The following is an 18,348-nucleotide window of genomic DNA, read 5'->3' on the forward strand; positions in this document are numbered from 1 at the left end:
AAAGCCTTTCGGACAAACCGGGCGTCTTTGAGCACTGCTTGCTCGACCTCGTGTACGGTTGTGACCTTCCCCTTGCCTGAGTTTAGAGAAGGTCAACGGTCTCAGGTTCAGCTCGTCCCGTTCAGGTCATTGATCAGTTGATCCAGGTTGCCCTTGCGCGCATCCAGCATCGCGCCGATTTCGGTGCGTTCGGTCAACAGAAGGTTCACGCCCTCGATGAACATGTTGTAGAACTTGTCCCGACCGGATTTGTCGGACACCAGAAAGGTTACGTCAAAGGGCGACGAGCCCCGCAGTTTGACCGAGGTTCTGACCTCATACCCGGCCTTGATCTTGCGCGCATTGCGAACATTGACTTCGCCTCCGATGAACTCGCGGAAGCGGCGGCCATACTTGCGCGAGATATAGCTTTGGAACGCTTTGGTGAACTTCCGCAGCTGTGCCGGAGAAGCCGTGCGGGCATCGGCCCCAAGCGCATAGCGCGCCATGATCGGAACATCGGCATATTGCACAAATATCTTTTCGAAATCGCGCAGCATGGCGTTCTCGGATTTGCCTGAGGCGATAACCCGGTTGATATCGGCAACGACGCTGTTGACCAGCTGCGTCGCAGCGGCTTCGGTCAGAGCAATTGCAGGCTGGGGCAGGACGAGTGTTGCCGCGCCAGCCAGGGAGGTTGCCAGAAAATGACGACGGTTCAAGGTTTTACTCAGCATAAGGGTCCTCGTAGGGGTCGAGAAAGGGGTCCCTGACAGGGTCGGTGCCAGTGTCGGAATAGGGATCGTTGTACAAATCCAGAAAGGCATCTTCGTCATCGCGTGTAAGTTCAAAGCGGCGGTTTTGAAGATAGATCAGGCGGGCTTGGGCATAGCTGTCGGCGCTTTCGTACAGGATCGAGTCCACTGTATCCGAAAACCGTCCACGATCGCCCATCCGGCGCACCACCTCGGCATAGACGCCCAGATTGTCAGCCGGCCGCACCGGAGTGAAGTTGATCGGGTTCGAAAACAGGTTGATCACGACGCCCACCGCGTCTCGTGTGGTCGACGGGCCGTAGAAAGGCAGTTCAACATAGGCGCCTTCGCCAAAGCCCCAGATGTGAAGGGTTTCGCCAAAATCGGTGTCAACGGGGGGCAGGTTCAACTCATCAGCCGGTGCAGAAAGGCCGAATCCGCCAACGGTCATGTTGACCACAAACCGCAGCAGCGCATTGCCCATCTGTTTCGGGTTGCCCTGCAGCAGATAGTCGATGGCCTGCCCGGGCAGTGAGATATTCTCGGCGAAGGTGCTGAAACTGGTCACCATAGGATCGGGAACAATCTTCACATACCCTTTGGACGCGGGGCGAAACAGAAACCGGTCAACGCCCAGATTGAATTTGTGAATGCCGCGGTTGGTGTTTTCGTAAGGATCGAACACCTCGCCGCGCGCGGCTTGTTCCGGGGGCTGCGTGGCACAGGCCGACAGAACGGTCAGGAGTGACAGAACAACAAGATGTTTCAGGCCAAATTTGCTCGACACGGTCTTTGTTACTCCAATACGGCCCACCAAAAAAAGCGGGCGATCAATCAATACGACTGTGTCAAACAGACACAAGTTGTTGTCACATAGAGGTTTCGGCTCGTGAATGAAACACCTAGCGTTTAACGCGGCAGATCAACCCTCGTAAAGTGACAGCCGTTCAATAGTTCGGAATAAGTAAAGATACGCTCAGTTCCCGCGGAATTCAAAAAAACCTGTTTCCGGCTTTCCCAGCGATAGTATCCCGGTTAGCGTCCGCCCGAGTCGAATTATGGTGAGGACCACGTCATGAGCATCGCAGCCAAACTTGAAAGCCTGGGTATCAGCCTGCCGGATGCACCGGCCCCTGCGGCCAACTATGTACCCTTTGTGCGTGTGGGCAACATTGTCTATGTCTCAGGCCAGATTTCCAAGGCAGATGACCTGATCACCGGCAAGCTGGGCGAAAACATGGATGCCGAAGCCGGCGCAGTCGCGGCAAAGGTTTGCGCGATCAACCTGTTGGCTCAGGTCAAGGCGGCCTGTGACGGGGATATCGACAAACTGGTGCGGGTGGTCAAGTTGACCGGTTTTGTAAATTCAACCGCAGATTTCAACGCGCAGCCGCAAGTGATCAACGGCGCTTCTGATTTTCTGGTCGAAGCCCTGGGTGAGGCCGGGCGCCACTCGCGTTCTGCCGTCAGCGCGGCGTCGTTGCCGCTTGGGGTGGCTGTTGAAATCGAAGGCATCTTTGAAATTCAATGACGCCGCCCCTGCCGCCCGTGTTTCTGAAAGCCCCGATCGCACATCGAGCGCTGCACGACAAATTGGCGAACCGCCCGGAAAATAGCCGGGCGGCAATTCGCGCAGCGATCGAGGCCGGGTACGGGATCGAAATCGATCTGCAACTGACTTCGGACAACCGCGCCATGGTCTTTCACGACTATGACATGGCGCGGCTGACCGGGCAGTCCGGACCGATCCGTCAAATCTCGGCGGTTCAGGCGCAAGCAACGTCTTTGCTACATGCCGATGACGGAATTCCAACATTGGACGAAGTGCTTGACATGGTCGCGGGCAAGGTACCGTTGCTGATTGAGCTCAAGGATCAGGATGGTGCGATGGGGGCCGATGTCGGCCCGCTTGAAGCAGATGCGATTCGTGCGTTGAAAGGCTATGACGGTCCGGTGGCGCTGATGTCCTTCAATCCCAACAGCGTGGCCGAACTGGCGCGGCTGGCCCCACATCTGCCGCGTGGGCTGGTCACCAGTTCTTACGATCCGGCACACTGGCCCTTGCCGCAAAGCGTCTGCGACCACCTGCGTGACATTCCCGATTTCGATCGCGTCGGCGCCAGTTTTATCAGTCATGAGGTATCTGACCTGACCCGCCCGCGCGTTGCCGAGTTGAAGGCGCGAGGTGTTCCGATCCTGTGCTGGACGGTCCGGTCGCCTGAACAAGAGGCAGACGTGCGATCTGTCGCCGATAATGTGACCTTCGAGGGATATCTGGCTGCGCATCCGGGTTGAACCCGCCCCGCCTCGTCACAGATAAAGATCAGACGCGGAGGGTACATGGATCAGGCGCAGATCGAAGTTCAGGTTCTGGGATCACTCTCGCAGATTTCTGCGGCCGAGTGGGATGCCTGTGCTTGCCCAGAAGTGGCCGACGGTGGGCGGCCGCTTGATCCGTTCACCACATATCGGTTTTTGTTGGCGCTGGAAAACAGCGGATCGGTTGGGCGTGGCACCGGTTGGCAGCCACAATACCTGACGGCCTATATGGATGGGATGCTGATCGCGGCGGCGCCGATGTATGCCAAATCGCACAGCCAGGGTGAGTATATTTTCGACCACAGTTGGGCCCATGCCTATGAAAGCGCGGGCGGGCGGTATTATCCGAAACTGCAGATCGCGGTGCCGTTCACACCGGCCACCGGACGACGGTTCCTCGTGCGCCCGGGTTATGAGGGGATTGGCATGTCCGCCCTCGTGCAGGGCGCGGTGCAACTGGCCGCCGACAATCAGGTCTCCTCGGTCCACGCGACTTTTTGTACCGAGGATGAAGCACTGGCTGGTGAGCAGATGGGCCTGATGCTGCGCCAGTCGCAGCAGTTTCATTGGCTGAACGACAGTTATGTTGATTTTGACGGGTTTCTGGCGGCCCTGTCGTCACGCAAGCGCAAGAACATCCGCAAAGAGCGGGCGCAGGCCAATGATTTCGGCGGAGAAATCCGTACCCTGACCGGCGATGACCTGCGGCCCGAGCATTGGGATGCGTTCTGGCAGTTCTATCAGGATACCGGCGCGCGCAAATGGGGCTCGCCTTATCTGACGCGACAATTCTTTGATATCGCTCAGGACACCATGGCCGATGATATGGCGTTGGTTCTGGCTGAACGCGACGGATATGCCATCGCGGGCGCGCTGAATTTCATCGGCCGGGAAACCCTTTTTGGCCGCTATTGGGGCTGCGTGGAACACCATGCCTGCCTACATTTCGAGTTGTGCTATTATCGGGCCATCGATTTTGCCATCGCGCAGGGGATGCAAAGGGTCGAAGCGGGCGCGCAGGGCGAGCATAAGTTGGCCCGAGGGTATCTGCCGACGCGCACGCAGAGCCTGCACTGGATCAGTGATCCGGGTTTTGCCGATGCCGTCAAAAAATATCTGGACGCCGAAGGCCGCGCAGTGGGAGAAGAGATTGAGATTCTGACGGAATATGGCCCGTTCAGAAAATCGAACCCGGAGGAACAGCAATGACCGAACTCTTGTCGACCGAGACCCGTGGCCCTCTACTGGACCCGCTGTTCAACAACGGCTGGACCATGGTCGAAGGCCGGGATGCGATCACCAAGACATTCATCTTCGACAATTTTGTTGCCGCCTTTGGCTGGATGACTCAGGTGGCGATCTGGGCTGAAAAGTGGAACCATCACCCGGAATGGTCCAACGTCTACCGTACGGTCGAAGTGACGCTGTCAACCCATGACGTGGGTGGGCTGTCGGCGTTGGACGCCAAGCTGGCGCGCAAGATGGATGGCTTGGTCTAGTCGCGATCCTGACCTGATCCAATGCCACCGGCCAAAGATGCCGTTATTGCCATCTGGCGGAATTCATCCGGTGTGACCGTGCCGCTGCTGACGTCGATATTGCCCGGAATGCGCGTGGTCTTGTTGCCAATGGACCGGACGCTGCGCGCCGCAGGGTTGATGTCCAGACAGCGGGTGTCATAGCAGGTCAGCCCACTGGTGTTGATCTGAATGCGGGCCTGACCGTCTGGCCCCGTGATGACAGGTGCTTGAGGCACGTCACAAGCAGAAAGTACAACAAGCGCCCCAAAGGCGATCCACTGCTTCATAAGTGCTCCTGTCCGAGTTTGCCTAGTCCAGTTGGCCGTTTCCATCCTGATCCGCAAAGGTGAAATCGCTGTTCATCTGCGCGTCGTATTCAGACCTTGAGATAAGACTATCGTTGTTCTGGTCAACGTCCCGGAACTGTTTGTTGTCCAGAAACGACTTGGCTTCGTTCAGACCGAGCGTGCCGTTCTTGTCCTCGTCCATCGCCTGAAAGGCATAGTCTGAAAACGCGTTGAACTCATCCTTGGACAGGAAGCCGTCATTGTTGGTGTCGATTGCGTTCAGCTCTTGTTCATTCAGCTCAGCCACTCCGTCCGCGGCTGCAGCGCTGGCCATCGCAAGCGCGGCGATACAAATTGCTCGTTTCATAACGGACCCCTTCAACATGCGAATCTCGCGCCACTGATGCCACCGGCTGCCGCACCCGCTCCTGTCAGAATTGACTTGCCCGAACCGCCGCCGAACTGATTGCCGATGGCGCCACCGATCAGTGCACCGCCCACTGTACCGCTGAGGCAGGCGATCTCATGTTGCCGCGCGGCTTGTTGCTGCGGTGTCGGAGCTGGGCCACACGCGGCCAGCAGCCCTGCGCCGCCCAGAATGAGTGAAAAAACTTTTAGCTTCATCAATAGACTCCCCGGTCATTCATACCCGATATTGGCACAACGGGGCGTTGTATCAAGTTAAATTGGATTCAGCTGGCCCCGGTCTGGCCGGGGCCAACGGTGTCAGATCACCTCAAGCAACCCTTCACCGGCCGAGATCTCGCAGGCGCCTGGGTTTTCTTCCAGGTTCAGGGCTGTCACCTTGCCGTCTTCGACCAGCATTGCATAACGCTTGGACCGCGCGATCAGACCAACCGGGGGGGCGTCGAAATCCATGCCAATTGCCTTGGTGAATTCCGAGGCCGCATCGGCCAGCATGGTCAGGCCAGCGCCCGTTGCGCCGGTCGCTTCGCCCCAGGCGTTCATGACGAACGGGTCGTTGACTGATACGCAAATAATCTCGTCCACGCCCTTTGCATCGAATTGATCCTTGGTGCGCATGAAGCTGGGGACATGGGCAGAATGACAGGTTGGTGTGAATGCGCCGGGCACGGCAAAGATCACGACTTTGCGGCCCTTGGTTTTGTCTGAAATCCGTACCTCTTCGGGGCCGTCCGCGCCCATATGGGTCAGCGTGGCGTCGGGCAGCATATCACCTGTTGAAATCATTTTTTCAGCTCCTGTTATTTGGATTTGCAGAGTCGGGCTCTGCCGCAATATAGGTGGTCGCGTGGATGAGACCACGGGAATTCGACAGGGTGAGAGAAACATGAGCCATATTGTCGTGATTGGCGCCGGTCAGGCGGGCTCTTCGCTTGTTGCACGGCTGCGCAAGGATGGGTTTGACGGGGACATCACTCTGATCGGGGCCGAGCCGCATTTGCCCTATCAGCGCCCGCCTTTGTCCAAGGCCTATCTGTTGGGCGAGATGGAGTTGGAGCGTCTTTTCCTGCGGCCCGAGAGCTTTTATGCCGACAACAACATCACCCTGCGGCTTGGCCAACGCGTCACTGCGATAGACCCGCAGGCCCAGACCGTGACGGTGGGCGATGATGTCCTGTCATATGACGAACTGGCCTTGACCACCGGCTCGGACCCCCGCACTTTGCCTGCGGCCATCGGAGGTGATCTTAAAGGGGTCCACGTGGTGCGCGATCTGGCCCATATCGACGAGATTGAGCCTCGCGTGACGGAGGGTGCACGTGCCCTGATCGTGGGTGGTGGTTACATCGGGCTTGAGGCTGCGGCAGTCTGTGCCAAGCGCGGGGTCAAAGTGACCTTGGTCGAGATGGCCGAACGCATTCTGCAACGTGTCGCCGCGAAAGAGACCAGCGACTACTTCCGCGCGCTGCATTCGGACTATGGTGCCGATATCCGCGAAGGCGTCGGGCTGGACCGACTGATAGGTGAAAACGGCAGGGTGACGGGCGCTGTACTGACCGACGGGGCCGAGCTGGATGTGGATTTTGTTGTTGTGGGTGTGGGTATCGCACCCTCGACGCAACTGGCCGAGATGGCGGGGCTGGAGCTGGACAACGGCATCAAGACTGACGCCCATGGGCGCACATCGGATCCGTTGATCTGGGCGGCAGGAGATTGCGCCTCTTTCCCGCATGGAAAAGGGCGCATCCGTCTGGAAAGCGTGCCCAACGCCATCGATCAGGCCGAGATCGTGGCGCAGAACATGCTGGGCGCCGCCAAGGACTATACCGCGACGCCATGGTTCTGGTCGGATCAGTATGACGTCAAGTTACAGATTGCAGGTCTGAACACAGGCTATGATCGCGTTGTGACACGCAAGGGCGAAGGCCAGACCGTGTCGTTCTGGTACTACAAGGGTGACCAGCTGATTGCGGTGGACGCAATGAACGACCCGCGCGCCTATATGGTTGGCAAACGCCTGATTGAGGCAGGTAAAACAGCCGACCCCGCTGTCGTCGCCGATGCGCAAGCGGACTTGAAACCGTTGCTCAAAGCGTGAGGATCATCGCGGGGGACTTGCGAGGTCGCGCCTTGGCCTCGGTCGGCAAGGGCGATGCGGGCGCACATCTGCGCCCCACCACTGATCGGGTACGCGAAAGCCTGTTCAACGTGCTGACTCACCAGTTCGACTTTGACGGTGCGCAGGTGCTGGACCTGTTCGCAGGTACCGGCGCGCTGGGCCTTGAGGCACTGTCGCGCGGCGCAACCCATGTCACCTTTGTGGATGACGGTCGCGTGTCGCAGGGACTGATCCGCAAGAATATCGACCTGACCCGCAGCGCCGATTGCACCACGCTGATCCGCCGCGATGCCACCAGGCTGGGCGACAATCCGGGTGCGCCTTGTGATCTGATCTTTCTGGACCCACCGTATGGAAAATCTCTGGGGCAAAAAGCGCTGAGTGCAGCAGGGGCAGGCGGATGGATTGCGCCGGACGCATTGGTTGTCTGGGAAGAAAACGCGCCAATGGACGCGCCTGCGGGCTTTGAGCGTACCGATGCGCGAAAGTACGGCGACACGCATATCTCGTTGTTACGGCGCTCAGGGGAATGAGATGCACGATCTGGTTATCTTCGATTGCGATGGTGTTCTGGTCGATAGCGAGCCGCTGTCCAACCAGGTGATGATCGACAGTCTGGCGCAGTACGGGCTGCGTATGACGATGGCAGAGTGCATGAATCTGTTCGTTGGCACCACCATGCCCCGCGCACAGGAGATTGCGGTCGAGATGGGCGCCACGCTGCCCCAGAACTGGATTGACGAGGTCTACGACGAAACCTACGCCCGACTGCGCAACGGCGTGCCACTGGTCAACGGGATACCGGAACTGCTCGCGACCTTTGATGCGAAGGGCATACCTATCTGTGTCGCCTCAAATGGTCATATAGAGAAGATGAAGATCACGCTGGGACAACATGGTCTATGGGATCGGTTCAAGGATGTGATGTTTTCGGCCTATACCATCGGCATTGGAAAACCTGACCCGACCATGTTTCGAACGGCGGCACAGCACTTTAAAGCCAAATCGCCGGTTGTGATCGAAGACAGCGCCAGCGGTGTGACTGCCGCCGTTCGGGCCAATATGCGGTGTTTGGCTTATGCGCCCCACGGGGATAGTGCGGCCCTCTCAGACCTCGGGGCAGAGGTGTTTTTCGATATGGCAGACGTTCCGAAGCTTTTGGGGATTTGACCAGATCGTGCTAAGGTCCATGGCATGGACCGCGCCTTATCTCCGCCGTTCTGGGGTAGTGCCCCGGAAACAGTCACAGCGACGAACCCACCGCCGAAGCCTCGGCGCGCGCCGGTTCTCATTCACGACGCCATCACGCCGTGGGGGTCCGAAACGATGCTTCTGAAACTGCTACGGGATCAGGCGGTCGATCAGGACGAATAGGTCGGGTGGAACTTGCCACCGGGTGACAAGGTGAAGATTTCGACCCCATCCGCCGTGACGCCGACCGAGTGTTCGAACTGTGCAGACAGCGACTTGTCGCGGGTGACGGCGGTCCAGTCATCGGCCAGCGTCTTGGTTTCCGGGCGGCCCAGATTGACCATTGGTTCGATGGTGAAGAACATGCCTTCTTCCAGAACGGCCCCGGTGCCAGGACGGCCATAGTGCAGAACGTTGGGCGGAGCGTGAAACACGCGGCCCAGCCCGTGGCCGCAGAAATCACGGACAACACTCATCCGGTGCGCCTCGACATAAGCCTGAATCGCGTGACCGATGTCGCCGAACGTGTTGCCCGGCTTGACCATCTCGATGCCCTTGAACAGTGCATCATGAGTAACCTGGATCAGACGCTCGGCCTTACGCGGCAGTTTGCCCGCCACATACATGCGAGAGGTATCACCAAACCATCCGTCCACGATGACCGTGACGTCGATGTTCAGGATGTCACCATCCTTCAGCTTTTTATCACCCGGAATGCCATGACAAACCACGTGATTCACGCTAATACAACTAGCGTGCTCATAGCCCTTGTAGCCGATCGTTGCCGAGGTTGCGCCCGCATCCTCGACCATTTGGGTTATGATCCCGTCTATTGCACCGGTCGTTTGACCGGGGAACACTTGTTCCGCAATGTCGTCCAATATCCGCGCGGCCAAGGCCCCTGCCGTGTGCATTCCGGCAAAGTCACCCTGTTCGTAGATGCGGATACCGTCCTTGGTCAGACGGCCACGATGCTCTTTCATCGATGCTCAGCTCCAAATGTTGCGCAGCACTCCTTTTACGCTGCTTGTGCAGAAAGTACCAGAGGGCGCAGGGTCGCAAAGTCAAGGGCAGAGCCCGCAAATGCCTTATCTCAGGTGGACGCTTGCGCCGATATCAACTAGCACGGGGCAGATTTCACCCCCATGCGGACAGAAGGGAAGGGCGGCCAGATGCAGAAAGCCGATCAGTTGAGGGCCGAGATTGCCAGTATTGGTGAGTTGCTCAGGAACGGCCGCGCAGATCGTGCTTTGAAGCGGGTAACCAAAGCGGCGAAGAAATGGCCAAATGTATCGGCCCTGCCACGTCTGGCGGGCCTGTGCTATATCCAGCAGGGTGAATTCAAACAGGCGCAAACGCATCTGGAACGCGCCTGGCGTATGGAGCCCGCGAACCCCGAACTGATCCAGAACTACGGGCTCAGCCTGGTTCAAGGGGGCGACCCGGACAAGGCTCTGACCTTCATCGATCAAATCGGGCGCAAGGCGCCGTTGACCCCTCCACAGCAGTTCATTCGTGCCATGGCCTTGCTGCAGGAACGGCAACCGGGAAAGGCGTTGGTAGCCGTCGATCAAGTGATCAGCCGACAACCTGGGAACCTACAGGCGCATTGTCTGAAGGCCGATATTCTGGATGAATTGCACAAATGGGACCGCGCAATCGACGTGTTGTCGGGACTCGTAAAGAAACACCCCAAGTTCCACTATGGTCAGTTGCGTCTGGCAAAGGGTCTGGTTGGGCTGGGTCGCATGCCCGAGGCCCTGACGCATGGCCGCGCCGCCTTTGCGTTGGCTCCTGCCCACGCCGAAACGCTGGAGTTTATGGCCACTTTGCCGAACCTGTCGCCCGAGGATCACACGGCCTTGCGCACCCAGCTGTCAAAATCGCTTGAGGCGGGGGACCCGAACCGCGAATCCGGCGCGATGGTGCATTTCGCAGCCGCCAGTCTTGCCAGACGCGCGGGCGACACAGCGCAAGAGATGGACCATCTGGGCAAGGCGCACGGACTGTTGCGACAGGGTTTCACGGGTTGGGACGCGCGCAGCGAAAAGACCTGCAACACGCATCTGTCCGCCCCGTTGCCCAAGGCTGCGACCAACCCACGCACGGATATCCCGCGTCCGGTGTTTGTTGTGGGCCTGCCCCGTTCAGGCACAACGTTGATTGAGCGGATTTTGTCCTCTCATTCCGGCGTGCAGGGGTTGGGAGAGCTGGCCAGTGTGCATTTCATGGCCCGACGGACCGAAGATCAGCACTCGGAGTGGCAACAGGCGCAGAATCTGGCCGAGTTTTATGCCGACGCCCTGCCGGAAATTGCTGACGGAACGCGTGCCTTTGTCGACAAGGCACCGGGCAACTATGCCTATCTTGGGGCTATTGCGCAGGCTTTCCCGAATGCCGTGATCGTGAATGTCGAGCGTGACCCAAGGGATGTCGCACTGTCCATGTGGCGCACGCATTTTGGGGCCGGAGGGATGTTCTATACCCATGATCAGTCGTGGATGGCAGCCGAGGCCAACCGCTACCGCCGCTACATGCAGCACTGGCATGCCGTGCTTCCGGGCCGCATCCATGACGTGCGGTATGAGCATCTGGTGAATAACCTTGAAGAGGTCGCCAAAGAACTGGCGCAGCTATGTGATCTGCCGTTCGAAGAGGCGATGTTGTCGCCCGACAAATCCTCGGACGCGATCCGAACGGCCAGCAACCTGCAAGCCCGAAAGCCGGTCAGCACCACATCGGTCGGCGGCTGGCAGGCGGTGGCCGATTCCTTGGAGTCCTTTGTTAAGGGTTTGGACGCTGAACTTTGGCCGGAGGTTCGGGCGTAGGATCACCAACCTGATCTACATTTGGCTTCGAATCGTATGCTCTGAGGCCCGCTAGTTGGAAGCTAAGGTGCAGGAGCGGAACCCCAGCCAGCGCGTGTTCATGCCAGAGGCTTTGATCGCCTTCTTGAGACGGTCAGAAAAGAACAAGCTGTTGCTAAGGTGAAAATCCTGCCAGAGATCAAGATTTTCCGCAGCGGACGGATCGACCACAACCTCATACTCGCTTCCATCCCAAGTTTGCCAGACGTCTTTGTCTGGCCAAATGCGATCCAGACCCGTCGACTTTTCCGAGACCAGGGTCGGGTGGTCTTCCCACTGATACATCAGGAACCATCGCCCACGAAACCGGGTTGTCCGGTCATATTCATAGAATGGCACCTCGTGAAACCGGGCGCGGCCCAGATCGAACTGCTGCAACAGATCGTGCATCCGCTTGGTGACAATCACCAGACCCAGAGTGATCAGGAACATATCGGGCAGATTGTCTTTTTTCTTCTGCGGTGTATTCCAAGATTTGAAACAAATACCTGTGGGCAGTTCTTCACATGGTATCTCATCCAATGCCTCATACTTGTCCTGAAACGCAACATATCCAGATGGTCGCGGCGCATTCAGCATCACATCAATATGCTTGACGTTGCGCGGATCAGAAAACAGTCGTGAATTCCAGATTTTCTTATGTACCACCGTGCCCTCAATACGTTTTTGATATCAATGTATTGCGCAAAAGATTTACGGAGACACTAGCGTAAGCCGTCTCCAACCCAAACCCCTTCTGGCGAAATCCGCGTGCCATAGACCAACCGCTCAACCCCCTGCGCCTGCGCGACATCAAACGCTGCCGCATAGGCCGGGTCGATATCGGCGGCCAGCGCAAAGCGGTCACAATCGGTGCGTTGCACCAGATAAAACATGATCGCGCGGTGGCCCTGTTCGGCCATGGTTGCCAACTCTTCCAGATGTTTGGTGCCGCGCGCGGTGACGCTGTCGGGGAACTCGACCAGACCGGGTCGACGGGACAGGGTGACGCTTTTGACCTCGACATAGGCATCCGGCAGGCCCGGCTGGGTCAGAAGGAAATCGATGCGGCTGTTCTGGCCGTATTTCACCTCGGCCCTGACGGTTTCATAGGCGGCCAGTTCGGGAATGTCTCCAGCCTCCAGCGCCGCGCGCAGCGCCCGGTTCGGGACCGAGGTATCGACGCCGGTGAAATGGCCGTTGTCGTGATCGACCAGCCGCCAGCCATATTTCAGCTTTTTCTTTGGATCATCATTGGGTTCCAGCCAGATTTTCTCACCCGGTTCGGCCAGCCCCATCATTGAGCCGGGATTGGCGCAATGGGCCGTCACCTCGCGCCCGTCGTCCAACGTGCAATCGGCCAGAAAGCGTTTGTAGCGACGGATCAGACGGGCGGGGACAAGGGGGGTTTCAAATCTCATGCCCCACGGCCTATACCTGCCCCAACAGCCGATCAAGAGGGGGCGCGCGCCATGGCCAATCCAACCGCTGCAATGCTTGTCATCGGGGATGAGATTCTGTCGGGTCGCACCCGTGATGCGAACATGCATTATCTGGCGGGTGAACTGACAAAGCACGGGATTGATCTGAAAGAAGTACGCATCGTCAGCGATGATGCCCCGGCTATCGAGGCGGCGGTCAAAACGCTGTCGCAAAGTTATGACAGTGTTTTCACCAGCGGCGGCATTGGTCCGACTCATGACGATATCACCGCCGATTGCATCGCCCGCGCCTTTGACACGCCAATTGATGTGCGCCCCGACGCACGGGCGCTGTTGCAGGCACATTACGACAAATCCGGTTTAGAGCTGAACGAGGCCCGGCTGCGCATGGCGCGCATTCCCGACGGGGCCACGCTGATCGACAATCCGGTCTCGACTGCGCCGGGATTTGCCATCGGAAACGTGTATGTGATGGCCGGGGTGCCTTTGGTGTTTCAGGCCATGGTTGCGAGTGTTTTGCCCGGCTTGACCGGCGGCAGCCCGCTTTTGTCCCAGACGTTGCGGGTGGATCGGGGCGAAGGGGATATCGCGGCAATCCTGTCGTCGGTCGCAGATGCGTTTTCGGACCTGTCGATCGGGTGCTATCCGTTTCAGATCAACGGTGCCTTTGGCGCAAACGTGGTTGTACGTGGCACCGATGGGGCCCGTATCGATGCCGCGACGACCCAACTGGCAAGAGAGTTGGGATTGTGAGCATCAATTGGGCCGATGTCGTCGACGGCACCTGGCCTGCCGCGCGCTATGACACTTTGGGTCCTTTCCGGTTGCGGCAAGGGCAGGGAGGTGGGTCGCGCGTTTCCGCGACCACTGCTTTGGGCAAGGCAAGTGAGGCTGATATCGACGCTGCCGAGACCGCCATGCAAGCTATGGGTCAGACGCGCCTCTTTTGCCTTCGCCCCGGAGATGAGGCGCTGGACGCACAGCTTGCCGCGCGCGGGTATGAGGTGCTGGACCCGGTCAACATATACGCCTGCCCGGTCGAGCGGTTGACGGATCAGCCGCTGCCCCGCGTCACTGCCTTTGACGTCTGGCCGCCGCTTGCGATCATGACTGAGATTTGGGCGAAAGGTGGCGTCGGACCGGAACGGTTGGCCGTGATGAAGCGCGCACCGGGCCCAAAGACCAGCCTTATGTTTCGACACGCGGACCATCCGGCAGGAACTGAGTTTGTCGCATTGCACGGCGATGTTGCCATGGTCCATGCGCTTGAGGTTCTGTCAAACCATCGTCGCCAGGGGCTGGGTCAGTGGGCGATGCGCGCGGCGGCCTTTTGGGCGCGGGATAACGGGGCGCAAACGCTCAGCGTGATCTGTACCAGGGCCAATGATGCGGCCAATGGACTGTATCGCGCGCTCGGGATGGAGATTGTTGGGGAATACCATTATCGTCAACGCGTATAAGGAGTTAAGTGAGCCCGTGACCCAGAAAGATATGCCCACCGCGCTGGACCTGCCCATGGTCGATCCCCTGCCACCTGAAACGCAGCAATATTTTGATATCTGTGTCGAAAAGCTGGGCATGGTTCCGAATGTGCTGAAAGCCTATGCGTTTGACATCGACAAGCTGAACGCCTTTACGGTCATGTATAACGATCTGATGCTGGCCCAAAGCGGGTTGTCCAAGCTGGAACGCGAAATGATCGCGGTTGTCGTGTCCTCGATCAACAAGTGCTTTTATTGTCTTGTCGCCCATGGGGCCGCTGTGCGGCAATTGTCGGGTGACCCGCAATTGGGCGAGAAGCTGGTGATGAACTATCGCACCGCGCCACTGGATACCCGCCAGAGGGCGATGCTGGATTTTGCCGCCAAGATGACCACCGCCAGCACCGAAATCGAAGAACCTGATCGGCGGCGCCTGCGCGATGTCGGGTTCAGTGATCGGGACATCTGGGACATCGCCAATGTCGCCGGGTTCTTCAACATGTCCAATCGGGTGGCCAGCGCCACGGCAATGGAGCCAAACCCCGAATACCACGCTCAATTCAGATGATGCGCGGTGTCGCCCTGCTCGTTTGCCTGCTGGCCGGTCCTGTGCTGGCGCAGGACCTGACCCTGCCCGCCAGCGCGCGGCAGATCAGCGAACGGACCTCGCCCCTGGACAGCTATGACCTGCCCACCGGCCCCTTCGCTGATGACACAGTTCCTGTTCAAACGGTCGAAGGCCGGGTCGAGCGGTTGACGTGGAGGTTACAGGCGGGTTCGAGCACCACACTGCAGCTACTGGCGCCGCTGCGCGACCAGATCACGGCGCAAGGCTATGACATCCTGTTCGAATGCGAGGCCCGCACCTGTGGCGGGTTCGATTTCCGCTTTGCGACCGAGGTTGTCCCGACCCCGGACATGTATGTTGCCATACAGGACTATCGCTTTCTTTCAGCCGTCAAAGGGGACGACGTGCTGAGCCTGCTGGTCAGCCGCAACCTGCCTGACGGCTATGTGCAACTGATCCGCGTCACGCCCGTGGATGCGCCGGACCCATCGCCAGTTGTCGTTGAACAGACGGTTGACGGGGCTGATGGACTACTCTCCGAACTGGAACAGAACGGCCATGTCATTCTGAATGACCTGCATTTTCCGACCGGTCAGGTGGCCCTGGGCGAGGGTCCCTTTGCGTCGCTGACTTTGTTGGCTGAGTTTCTGGCAAGCAATCCCGCGACCCGGCTGGCTTTGGTCGGTCATACAGACGATACCGGTGCTTTGCAGGCCAATATCTCGGTCAGCGCCGGTCGGGCGCAAGCGGTACGTGCACGCCTGATCGACGCACATGGCGTGGCCGCAGACCGGATAGAGGCGCAAGGCGTGGGGTATCTGGCGCCGCTGACCTCGAATGCGACCCCGGAAGGGCGCGATCTGAATCGCCGGGTCGAGGCCGTTTTGCTGGTCAACTGACGCGCGCGCGATAGGTTCAGGACCAACAGAAAGCTAAAGGACATCGCCATGACGGACCAGTCAACTACTGCAAACGCCCTGATCGTTGGCGCAGGGGCCGGGTTGTCAGCCTCGTTCGCCCGCGCGCTGGCTCAGGCCGGATATGCGCTACATCTGACGGCGCGCGATACCTCGGATCTTGGCGAACTGGCGTCCGAGACCGGCGCGACCTTGCATCAACTGGATGGAACGGATGCCGAGGGGATGGCGTCATTGGTTGCCGGGCTGCCGGGTGAGTTGCGTGTTGCGTGCTACAACCCGTCGGCGCGTCAACGGGGCTCGATAATTGAACTGGACCCTGAAGTTGTCCGAAAGGCAGTGGACGTGACCGCGCATGGTGCATTTTTACTGGGTCAAGCCGCTGCCCGCCGCATGCTAATGCAGGAGATGCGTGACAACCGCCGTGGCACAATCCTGTTCACCGGGGCTTCAGCCGGGGTCAAAGGGTTCCCGCTGTCGGCACCGTTTGCGATGGGGAAATTTGCCCAACGTGGTCTGGCACAATCCATGGCGCGAGAATTGCATCCCAAAGGCATCCATGTCGCCTGGATCAACATTGACGGGGGCATCCGCAACGCGCAGCGCCCGGACCGCGTCGCGACCACCGAAAATCCCGACAGCATGCTAGACCCCGACGCGATCGCACAAGAATACATGCATCTGATCAATCAGGACCGCTCGACCTGGAGCAATGAATTGACCGTGCGGCCCTGGGTCGAATCCTTCTGACCGAGGCCGACAAAAAAAGGCCCGCACGATATACGCACGGGCCGTTCAAGTTCACCGGGAGAAATTACCAGTCCATCGGTCCCTTTTCGGCAAAGGAATCAACGAGAAAATCAATGAAGGCCCTCACTTTGGGCTGTGTGAAGCGGCCCGGAGGATAGACCGCATAAACACCCTGCACTTCATCCGGCAGGGAAGGCATAGCGTCCAGCACCTCCTCGGATTTCAGCGCATCGGCGTAGAGATAGCTGGGCAGATAGGCGATCCCGAGGCCCGAGATAGCCGCGTTCAACAGGGATTGACCGTCATTCACGCTAAGCCATCCGGCGGTGCGCACCTGACGCTTTTCACCCGAAGGCGCCGTCAGACGCCAGACATTGCCAGACGATTGGCTGGAATAGTGCAGCAGCTTGTGTTCGTTCAGATCGTCAATCTTCTGCGGCCTGCCGAATTTCTCAATATAGCTGGGGGCTGCCACCATGCGTTTGACGGTGTCGGTCAGCTTGCGGGCGCGCAATGTGCTGTCTTCCAGTTCACCAATGCGCACGGCCACGTCAAAGCCTTCGGAAATCAGTTCCACATAGCGGTTGTTGAGCACCATGTTCACGGTGATATCGGGATAGGTGGCCAGAAAGTCCGACAGCACGGGCGAGAGATGATTGACGCCAAAATCCGTCGCCACGCTGATCCGCAGCAGGCCCGATGGTGCCGATTGCATCGCGGTGACGAGCGAATCCGCTTCCCCTGCGTCATTCAAGACCCGACGGGCGCGGTCATAGTAGGCCAGTCCGATCTCGGTGGGTGAAACCCGCCGTGTTGTCCGGTTCAGCAGTCGAGCGCCCAGCCGCGACTCGAGGCTGGACACATGTTTGGACACAGCCGATTTGGAGATGCCCATTTTCTTGGCCGCATCGGTGAAGCCACCCTGGTCCACCACGTTGGCAAAGGCTTCCATTTCGGTCAGTCGGTCCATACTCGTACCCCAGGTCTTGGTTTGTGATCCGACTTTGGCCTGCAATCTGGGCGGAATCGGGGCATACATGGGATAATATCAGGGTTTTGAAACGGATCGTTTGCGTATCAGAAACGCGGAAACAGTAGTTTCCCGATTTGGTAACGGCGTTATCATTGCGCGTTTTCTGGACTTTTTCCCAAATGTGCTATGGTGAGAATGGCAATTTTGTGACCAGGGAGGAGATCATGAAAGCCATCTTTACTGTCATCGCGATGGTTCTGTCAGCCACTGTTGCTTTGGCGCAGGAACAGACCTCGTCGAACCCCGACGCCGAGGTCTATTTCGTCAACCTTGCGGACGGAGACGCTGTGCAATCCCCTGTCACTGTGGTGTTTGGCCTGAACGGTATGGGCGTCGCACCCGCTGGGACCGAAGCCGAGAACACCGGCCATCACCATCTGCTTCTCAATCGACCGCCCTTGGGTGAGGGTGAAGACGGTGCGGATGAACTGATGTATGGCCTGCCCGCAGACGACAACCATATTCATTTCGGCGGGGGCCAAACCGAAGTCACGTTGGATCTGCCTGCGGGTCAGCACACGCTGCAGCTGGTTCTGGGGGATGCAGGTCATGTGCCCCACAATCCGCCAATCGTATCCGAGGTCATAACGATTTCGGTAGAATAACGACACCCGAACATTTTGCGGAACCCACATGCGATCTGTCTTGCAGGGTGCTAAGGGTTTGAAGCAGTTGCCCTTCGCTGATAAGCCTCCGTTCGAGTTCATGTGATCGG

General features: G+C 58.6%; 25 protein-coding genes. 15 read left to right on the top strand and 10 right to left on the bottom strand.

All coding sequences use genetic code 11. The features are described 5' to 3' along the window. Positions 1–107 precede the first annotated feature (107 nt). Complete coding sequence (locus ACR0L4_RS18310) at positions 108–716, bottom strand: MlaC/ttg2D family ABC transporter substrate-binding protein (protein WP_480514501.1); 609 nt, start codon at positions 714–716, stop codon at positions 108–110. Then, positions 706–1,521 carry an MlaA family lipoprotein gene (locus ACR0L4_RS18315; RefSeq protein ID WP_480514502.1) on the bottom strand — a complete coding sequence of 272 codons (816 nt, stop codon included), beginning with the start codon at positions 1,519–1,521 and terminating at the stop codon, positions 706–708. Before ACR0L4_RS18315 ends, ACR0L4_RS18310 begins: the two co-directional genes overlap by 11 nt. Before the next feature lie 288 nt (positions 1,522–1,809). On the opposite strand from ACR0L4_RS18315, the gene ACR0L4_RS18320 reads away from it, so the two are divergent. Genes ACR0L4_RS18320 through ACR0L4_RS18335 form a run of 4 tightly spaced genes read left to right on the top strand, consistent with a single transcriptional unit; the run spans position 1,810 to position 4,552 of the window. Then, complete coding sequence (locus ACR0L4_RS18320) at positions 1,810–2,265, top strand: RidA family protein (RefSeq protein ID WP_480514503.1); 456 nt, start codon at positions 1,810–1,812, stop codon at positions 2,263–2,265. Then, a complete protein-coding gene (locus ACR0L4_RS18325; RefSeq protein ID WP_480514504.1) occupies positions 2,262–3,029 on the top strand; it encodes a glycerophosphodiester phosphodiesterase family protein in 768 nt (255 codons plus the stop codon). The genes ACR0L4_RS18320 and ACR0L4_RS18325 overlap by 4 nt, the downstream gene beginning before the upstream one ends. 45 nt (positions 3,030–3,074) lie before the next feature. Further along, positions 3,075–4,262, top strand: coding sequence for a GNAT family N-acetyltransferase (locus tag ACR0L4_RS18330; RefSeq protein ID WP_480514505.1), 1,188 nt, complete (start codon positions 3,075–3,077; stop codon positions 4,260–4,262). Continuing rightward, positions 4,259–4,552: a 4a-hydroxytetrahydrobiopterin dehydratase gene (locus ACR0L4_RS18335; protein ID WP_480514506.1), complete on the top strand. Its 294-nt coding sequence runs from the start codon at positions 4,259–4,261 to the stop codon at positions 4,550–4,552. The genes ACR0L4_RS18330 and ACR0L4_RS18335 overlap by 4 nt, the downstream gene beginning before the upstream one ends. On the opposite strand, the gene ACR0L4_RS18340 is transcribed toward ACR0L4_RS18335, so the two are convergent. The 4 genes from ACR0L4_RS18340 to ACR0L4_RS18355 form a co-directional block, all read right to left on the bottom strand. Next, entirely contained in the window at positions 4,549–4,860 is a 312-nt protein-coding gene (locus ACR0L4_RS18340) for a hypothetical protein (protein ID WP_170751877.1), read from the bottom strand. The genes ACR0L4_RS18335 and ACR0L4_RS18340 overlap by 4 nt on opposite strands. A gap of 22 nt (positions 4,861–4,882) precedes the next feature. Beyond that, complete coding sequence (locus ACR0L4_RS18345; protein ID WP_480514507.1) at positions 4,883–5,227, bottom strand: EF-hand domain-containing protein; 345 nt, start codon at positions 5,225–5,227, stop codon at positions 4,883–4,885. A gap of 11 nt (positions 5,228–5,238) precedes the next feature. Next, positions 5,239–5,484 carry a hypothetical protein gene (locus ACR0L4_RS18350; protein ID WP_170751873.1) on the bottom strand — a complete coding sequence of 82 codons (246 nt, stop codon included), beginning with the start codon at positions 5,482–5,484 and terminating at the stop codon, positions 5,239–5,241. 102 nt (positions 5,485–5,586) lie between these two features. Then, positions 5,587–6,072: a peroxiredoxin family protein gene (locus ACR0L4_RS18355; RefSeq protein ID WP_170751871.1), complete on the bottom strand. Its 486-nt coding sequence runs from the start codon at positions 6,070–6,072 to the stop codon at positions 5,587–5,589. Between the two features lie 100 nt (positions 6,073–6,172). Here ACR0L4_RS18355 and ACR0L4_RS18360 point away from each other — a divergent pair, with 100 nt between their 5' ends. Genes ACR0L4_RS18360 through ACR0L4_RS18375 form a run of 4 tightly spaced genes read left to right on the top strand, consistent with a single transcriptional unit; the run spans position 6,173 to position 8,779 of the window. Further along, positions 6,173–7,384, top strand: coding sequence for an NAD(P)/FAD-dependent oxidoreductase (locus ACR0L4_RS18360; RefSeq protein WP_480514508.1), 1,212 nt, complete (start codon positions 6,173–6,175; stop codon positions 7,382–7,384). Further along, positions 7,381–7,938 carry a 16S rRNA (guanine(966)-N(2))-methyltransferase RsmD gene (gene rsmD, locus ACR0L4_RS18365; protein ID WP_170751866.1) on the top strand — a complete coding sequence of 186 codons (558 nt, stop codon included), beginning with the start codon at positions 7,381–7,383 and terminating at the stop codon, positions 7,936–7,938. Before ACR0L4_RS18360 ends, rsmD begins: the two co-directional genes overlap by 4 nt. 1 nt (position 7,939) lies before the next feature. Further along, on the top strand, positions 7,940–8,575 hold the full coding sequence (locus ACR0L4_RS18370; RefSeq protein WP_480514509.1) for an HAD family hydrolase: 636 nt from the start codon (positions 7,940–7,942) through the stop codon (positions 8,573–8,575). A 24-nt stretch (positions 8,576–8,599) separates the two neighbouring features. Then, positions 8,600–8,779, top strand: coding sequence for a hypothetical protein (locus ACR0L4_RS18375; RefSeq protein WP_480514510.1), 180 nt, complete (start codon positions 8,600–8,602; stop codon positions 8,777–8,779). Here ACR0L4_RS18375 and map read toward each other — a convergent pair. Next, positions 8,767–9,579: a type I methionyl aminopeptidase gene (gene map / locus ACR0L4_RS18380; protein ID WP_480514511.1), complete on the bottom strand. Its 813-nt coding sequence runs from the start codon at positions 9,577–9,579 to the stop codon at positions 8,767–8,769. The two genes, ACR0L4_RS18375 and map, sit on opposite strands and share 13 nt — an antisense overlap. Before the next feature lie 189 nt (positions 9,580–9,768). Here map and ACR0L4_RS18385 point away from each other — a divergent pair, with 189 nt between their 5' ends. Next, positions 9,769–11,424 carry a tetratricopeptide repeat-containing sulfotransferase family protein gene (locus tag ACR0L4_RS18385; RefSeq protein WP_480514513.1) on the top strand — a complete coding sequence of 552 codons (1,656 nt, stop codon included), beginning with the start codon at positions 9,769–9,771 and terminating at the stop codon, positions 11,422–11,424. Positions 11,425–11,475: 51 nt separating this feature from the next. Here the strand turns inward: ACR0L4_RS18385 and ACR0L4_RS18390 are convergent, their stop codons facing one another. Then, positions 11,476–12,111: an imm11 family protein gene (locus tag ACR0L4_RS18390; protein ID WP_480514515.1), complete on the bottom strand. Its 636-nt coding sequence runs from the start codon at positions 12,109–12,111 to the stop codon at positions 11,476–11,478. Between the two features lie 56 nt (positions 12,112–12,167). After that, positions 12,168–12,863 carry a DNA/RNA nuclease SfsA gene (gene sfsA / locus ACR0L4_RS18395; RefSeq protein ID WP_480514516.1) on the bottom strand — a complete coding sequence of 232 codons (696 nt, stop codon included), beginning with the start codon at positions 12,861–12,863 and terminating at the stop codon, positions 12,168–12,170. A gap of 51 nt (positions 12,864–12,914) precedes the next feature. Here sfsA and ACR0L4_RS18400 point away from each other — a divergent pair, with 51 nt between their 5' ends. The 5 genes from ACR0L4_RS18400 to ACR0L4_RS18420 are packed head-to-tail and all read left to right on the top strand — an operon-like array spanning position 12,915 to position 16,600. After that, a complete protein-coding gene (locus ACR0L4_RS18400; protein ID WP_170751853.1) occupies positions 12,915–13,637 on the top strand; it encodes a molybdopterin-binding protein in 723 nt (240 codons plus the stop codon). After that, positions 13,634–14,344 carry a GNAT family N-acetyltransferase gene (locus ACR0L4_RS18405; RefSeq protein ID WP_480514518.1) on the top strand — a complete coding sequence of 237 codons (711 nt, stop codon included), beginning with the start codon at positions 13,634–13,636 and terminating at the stop codon, positions 14,342–14,344. Before ACR0L4_RS18400 ends, ACR0L4_RS18405 begins: the two co-directional genes overlap by 4 nt. 31 nt (positions 14,345–14,375) lie before the next feature. Further along, positions 14,376–14,933 carry a peroxidase-related enzyme gene (locus ACR0L4_RS18410; RefSeq protein WP_480514595.1) on the top strand — a complete coding sequence of 186 codons (558 nt, stop codon included), beginning with the start codon at positions 14,376–14,378 and terminating at the stop codon, positions 14,931–14,933. Beyond that, a complete protein-coding gene (locus ACR0L4_RS18415; protein ID WP_480514519.1) occupies positions 14,930–15,832 on the top strand; it encodes an OmpA family protein in 903 nt (300 codons plus the stop codon). Before ACR0L4_RS18410 ends, ACR0L4_RS18415 begins: the two co-directional genes overlap by 4 nt. Positions 15,833–15,880: 48 nt before the next feature. Then, positions 15,881–16,600 (top strand): SDR family NAD(P)-dependent oxidoreductase, encoded by a 720-nt coding sequence (locus ACR0L4_RS18420; protein WP_480514520.1) that lies wholly within the window; start codon positions 15,881–15,883, stop codon positions 16,598–16,600. Between the two features lie 64 nt (positions 16,601–16,664). Here the strand turns inward: ACR0L4_RS18420 and ACR0L4_RS18425 are convergent, their stop codons facing one another. Then, entirely contained in the window at positions 16,665–17,570 is a 906-nt protein-coding gene (locus ACR0L4_RS18425; protein WP_170751843.1) for a LysR family transcriptional regulator, read from the bottom strand. Positions 17,571–17,797: 227 nt separating this feature from the next. On the opposite strand from ACR0L4_RS18425, the gene ACR0L4_RS18430 reads away from it, so the two are divergent. After that, entirely contained in the window at positions 17,798–18,238 is a 441-nt protein-coding gene (locus ACR0L4_RS18430; RefSeq protein ID WP_480514521.1) for a DUF4399 domain-containing protein, read from the top strand. Positions 18,239–18,348 lie beyond the last annotated feature (110 nt).

It is taken from the genome of Ruegeria sp. AB5 (genome assembly GCF_056542645.1).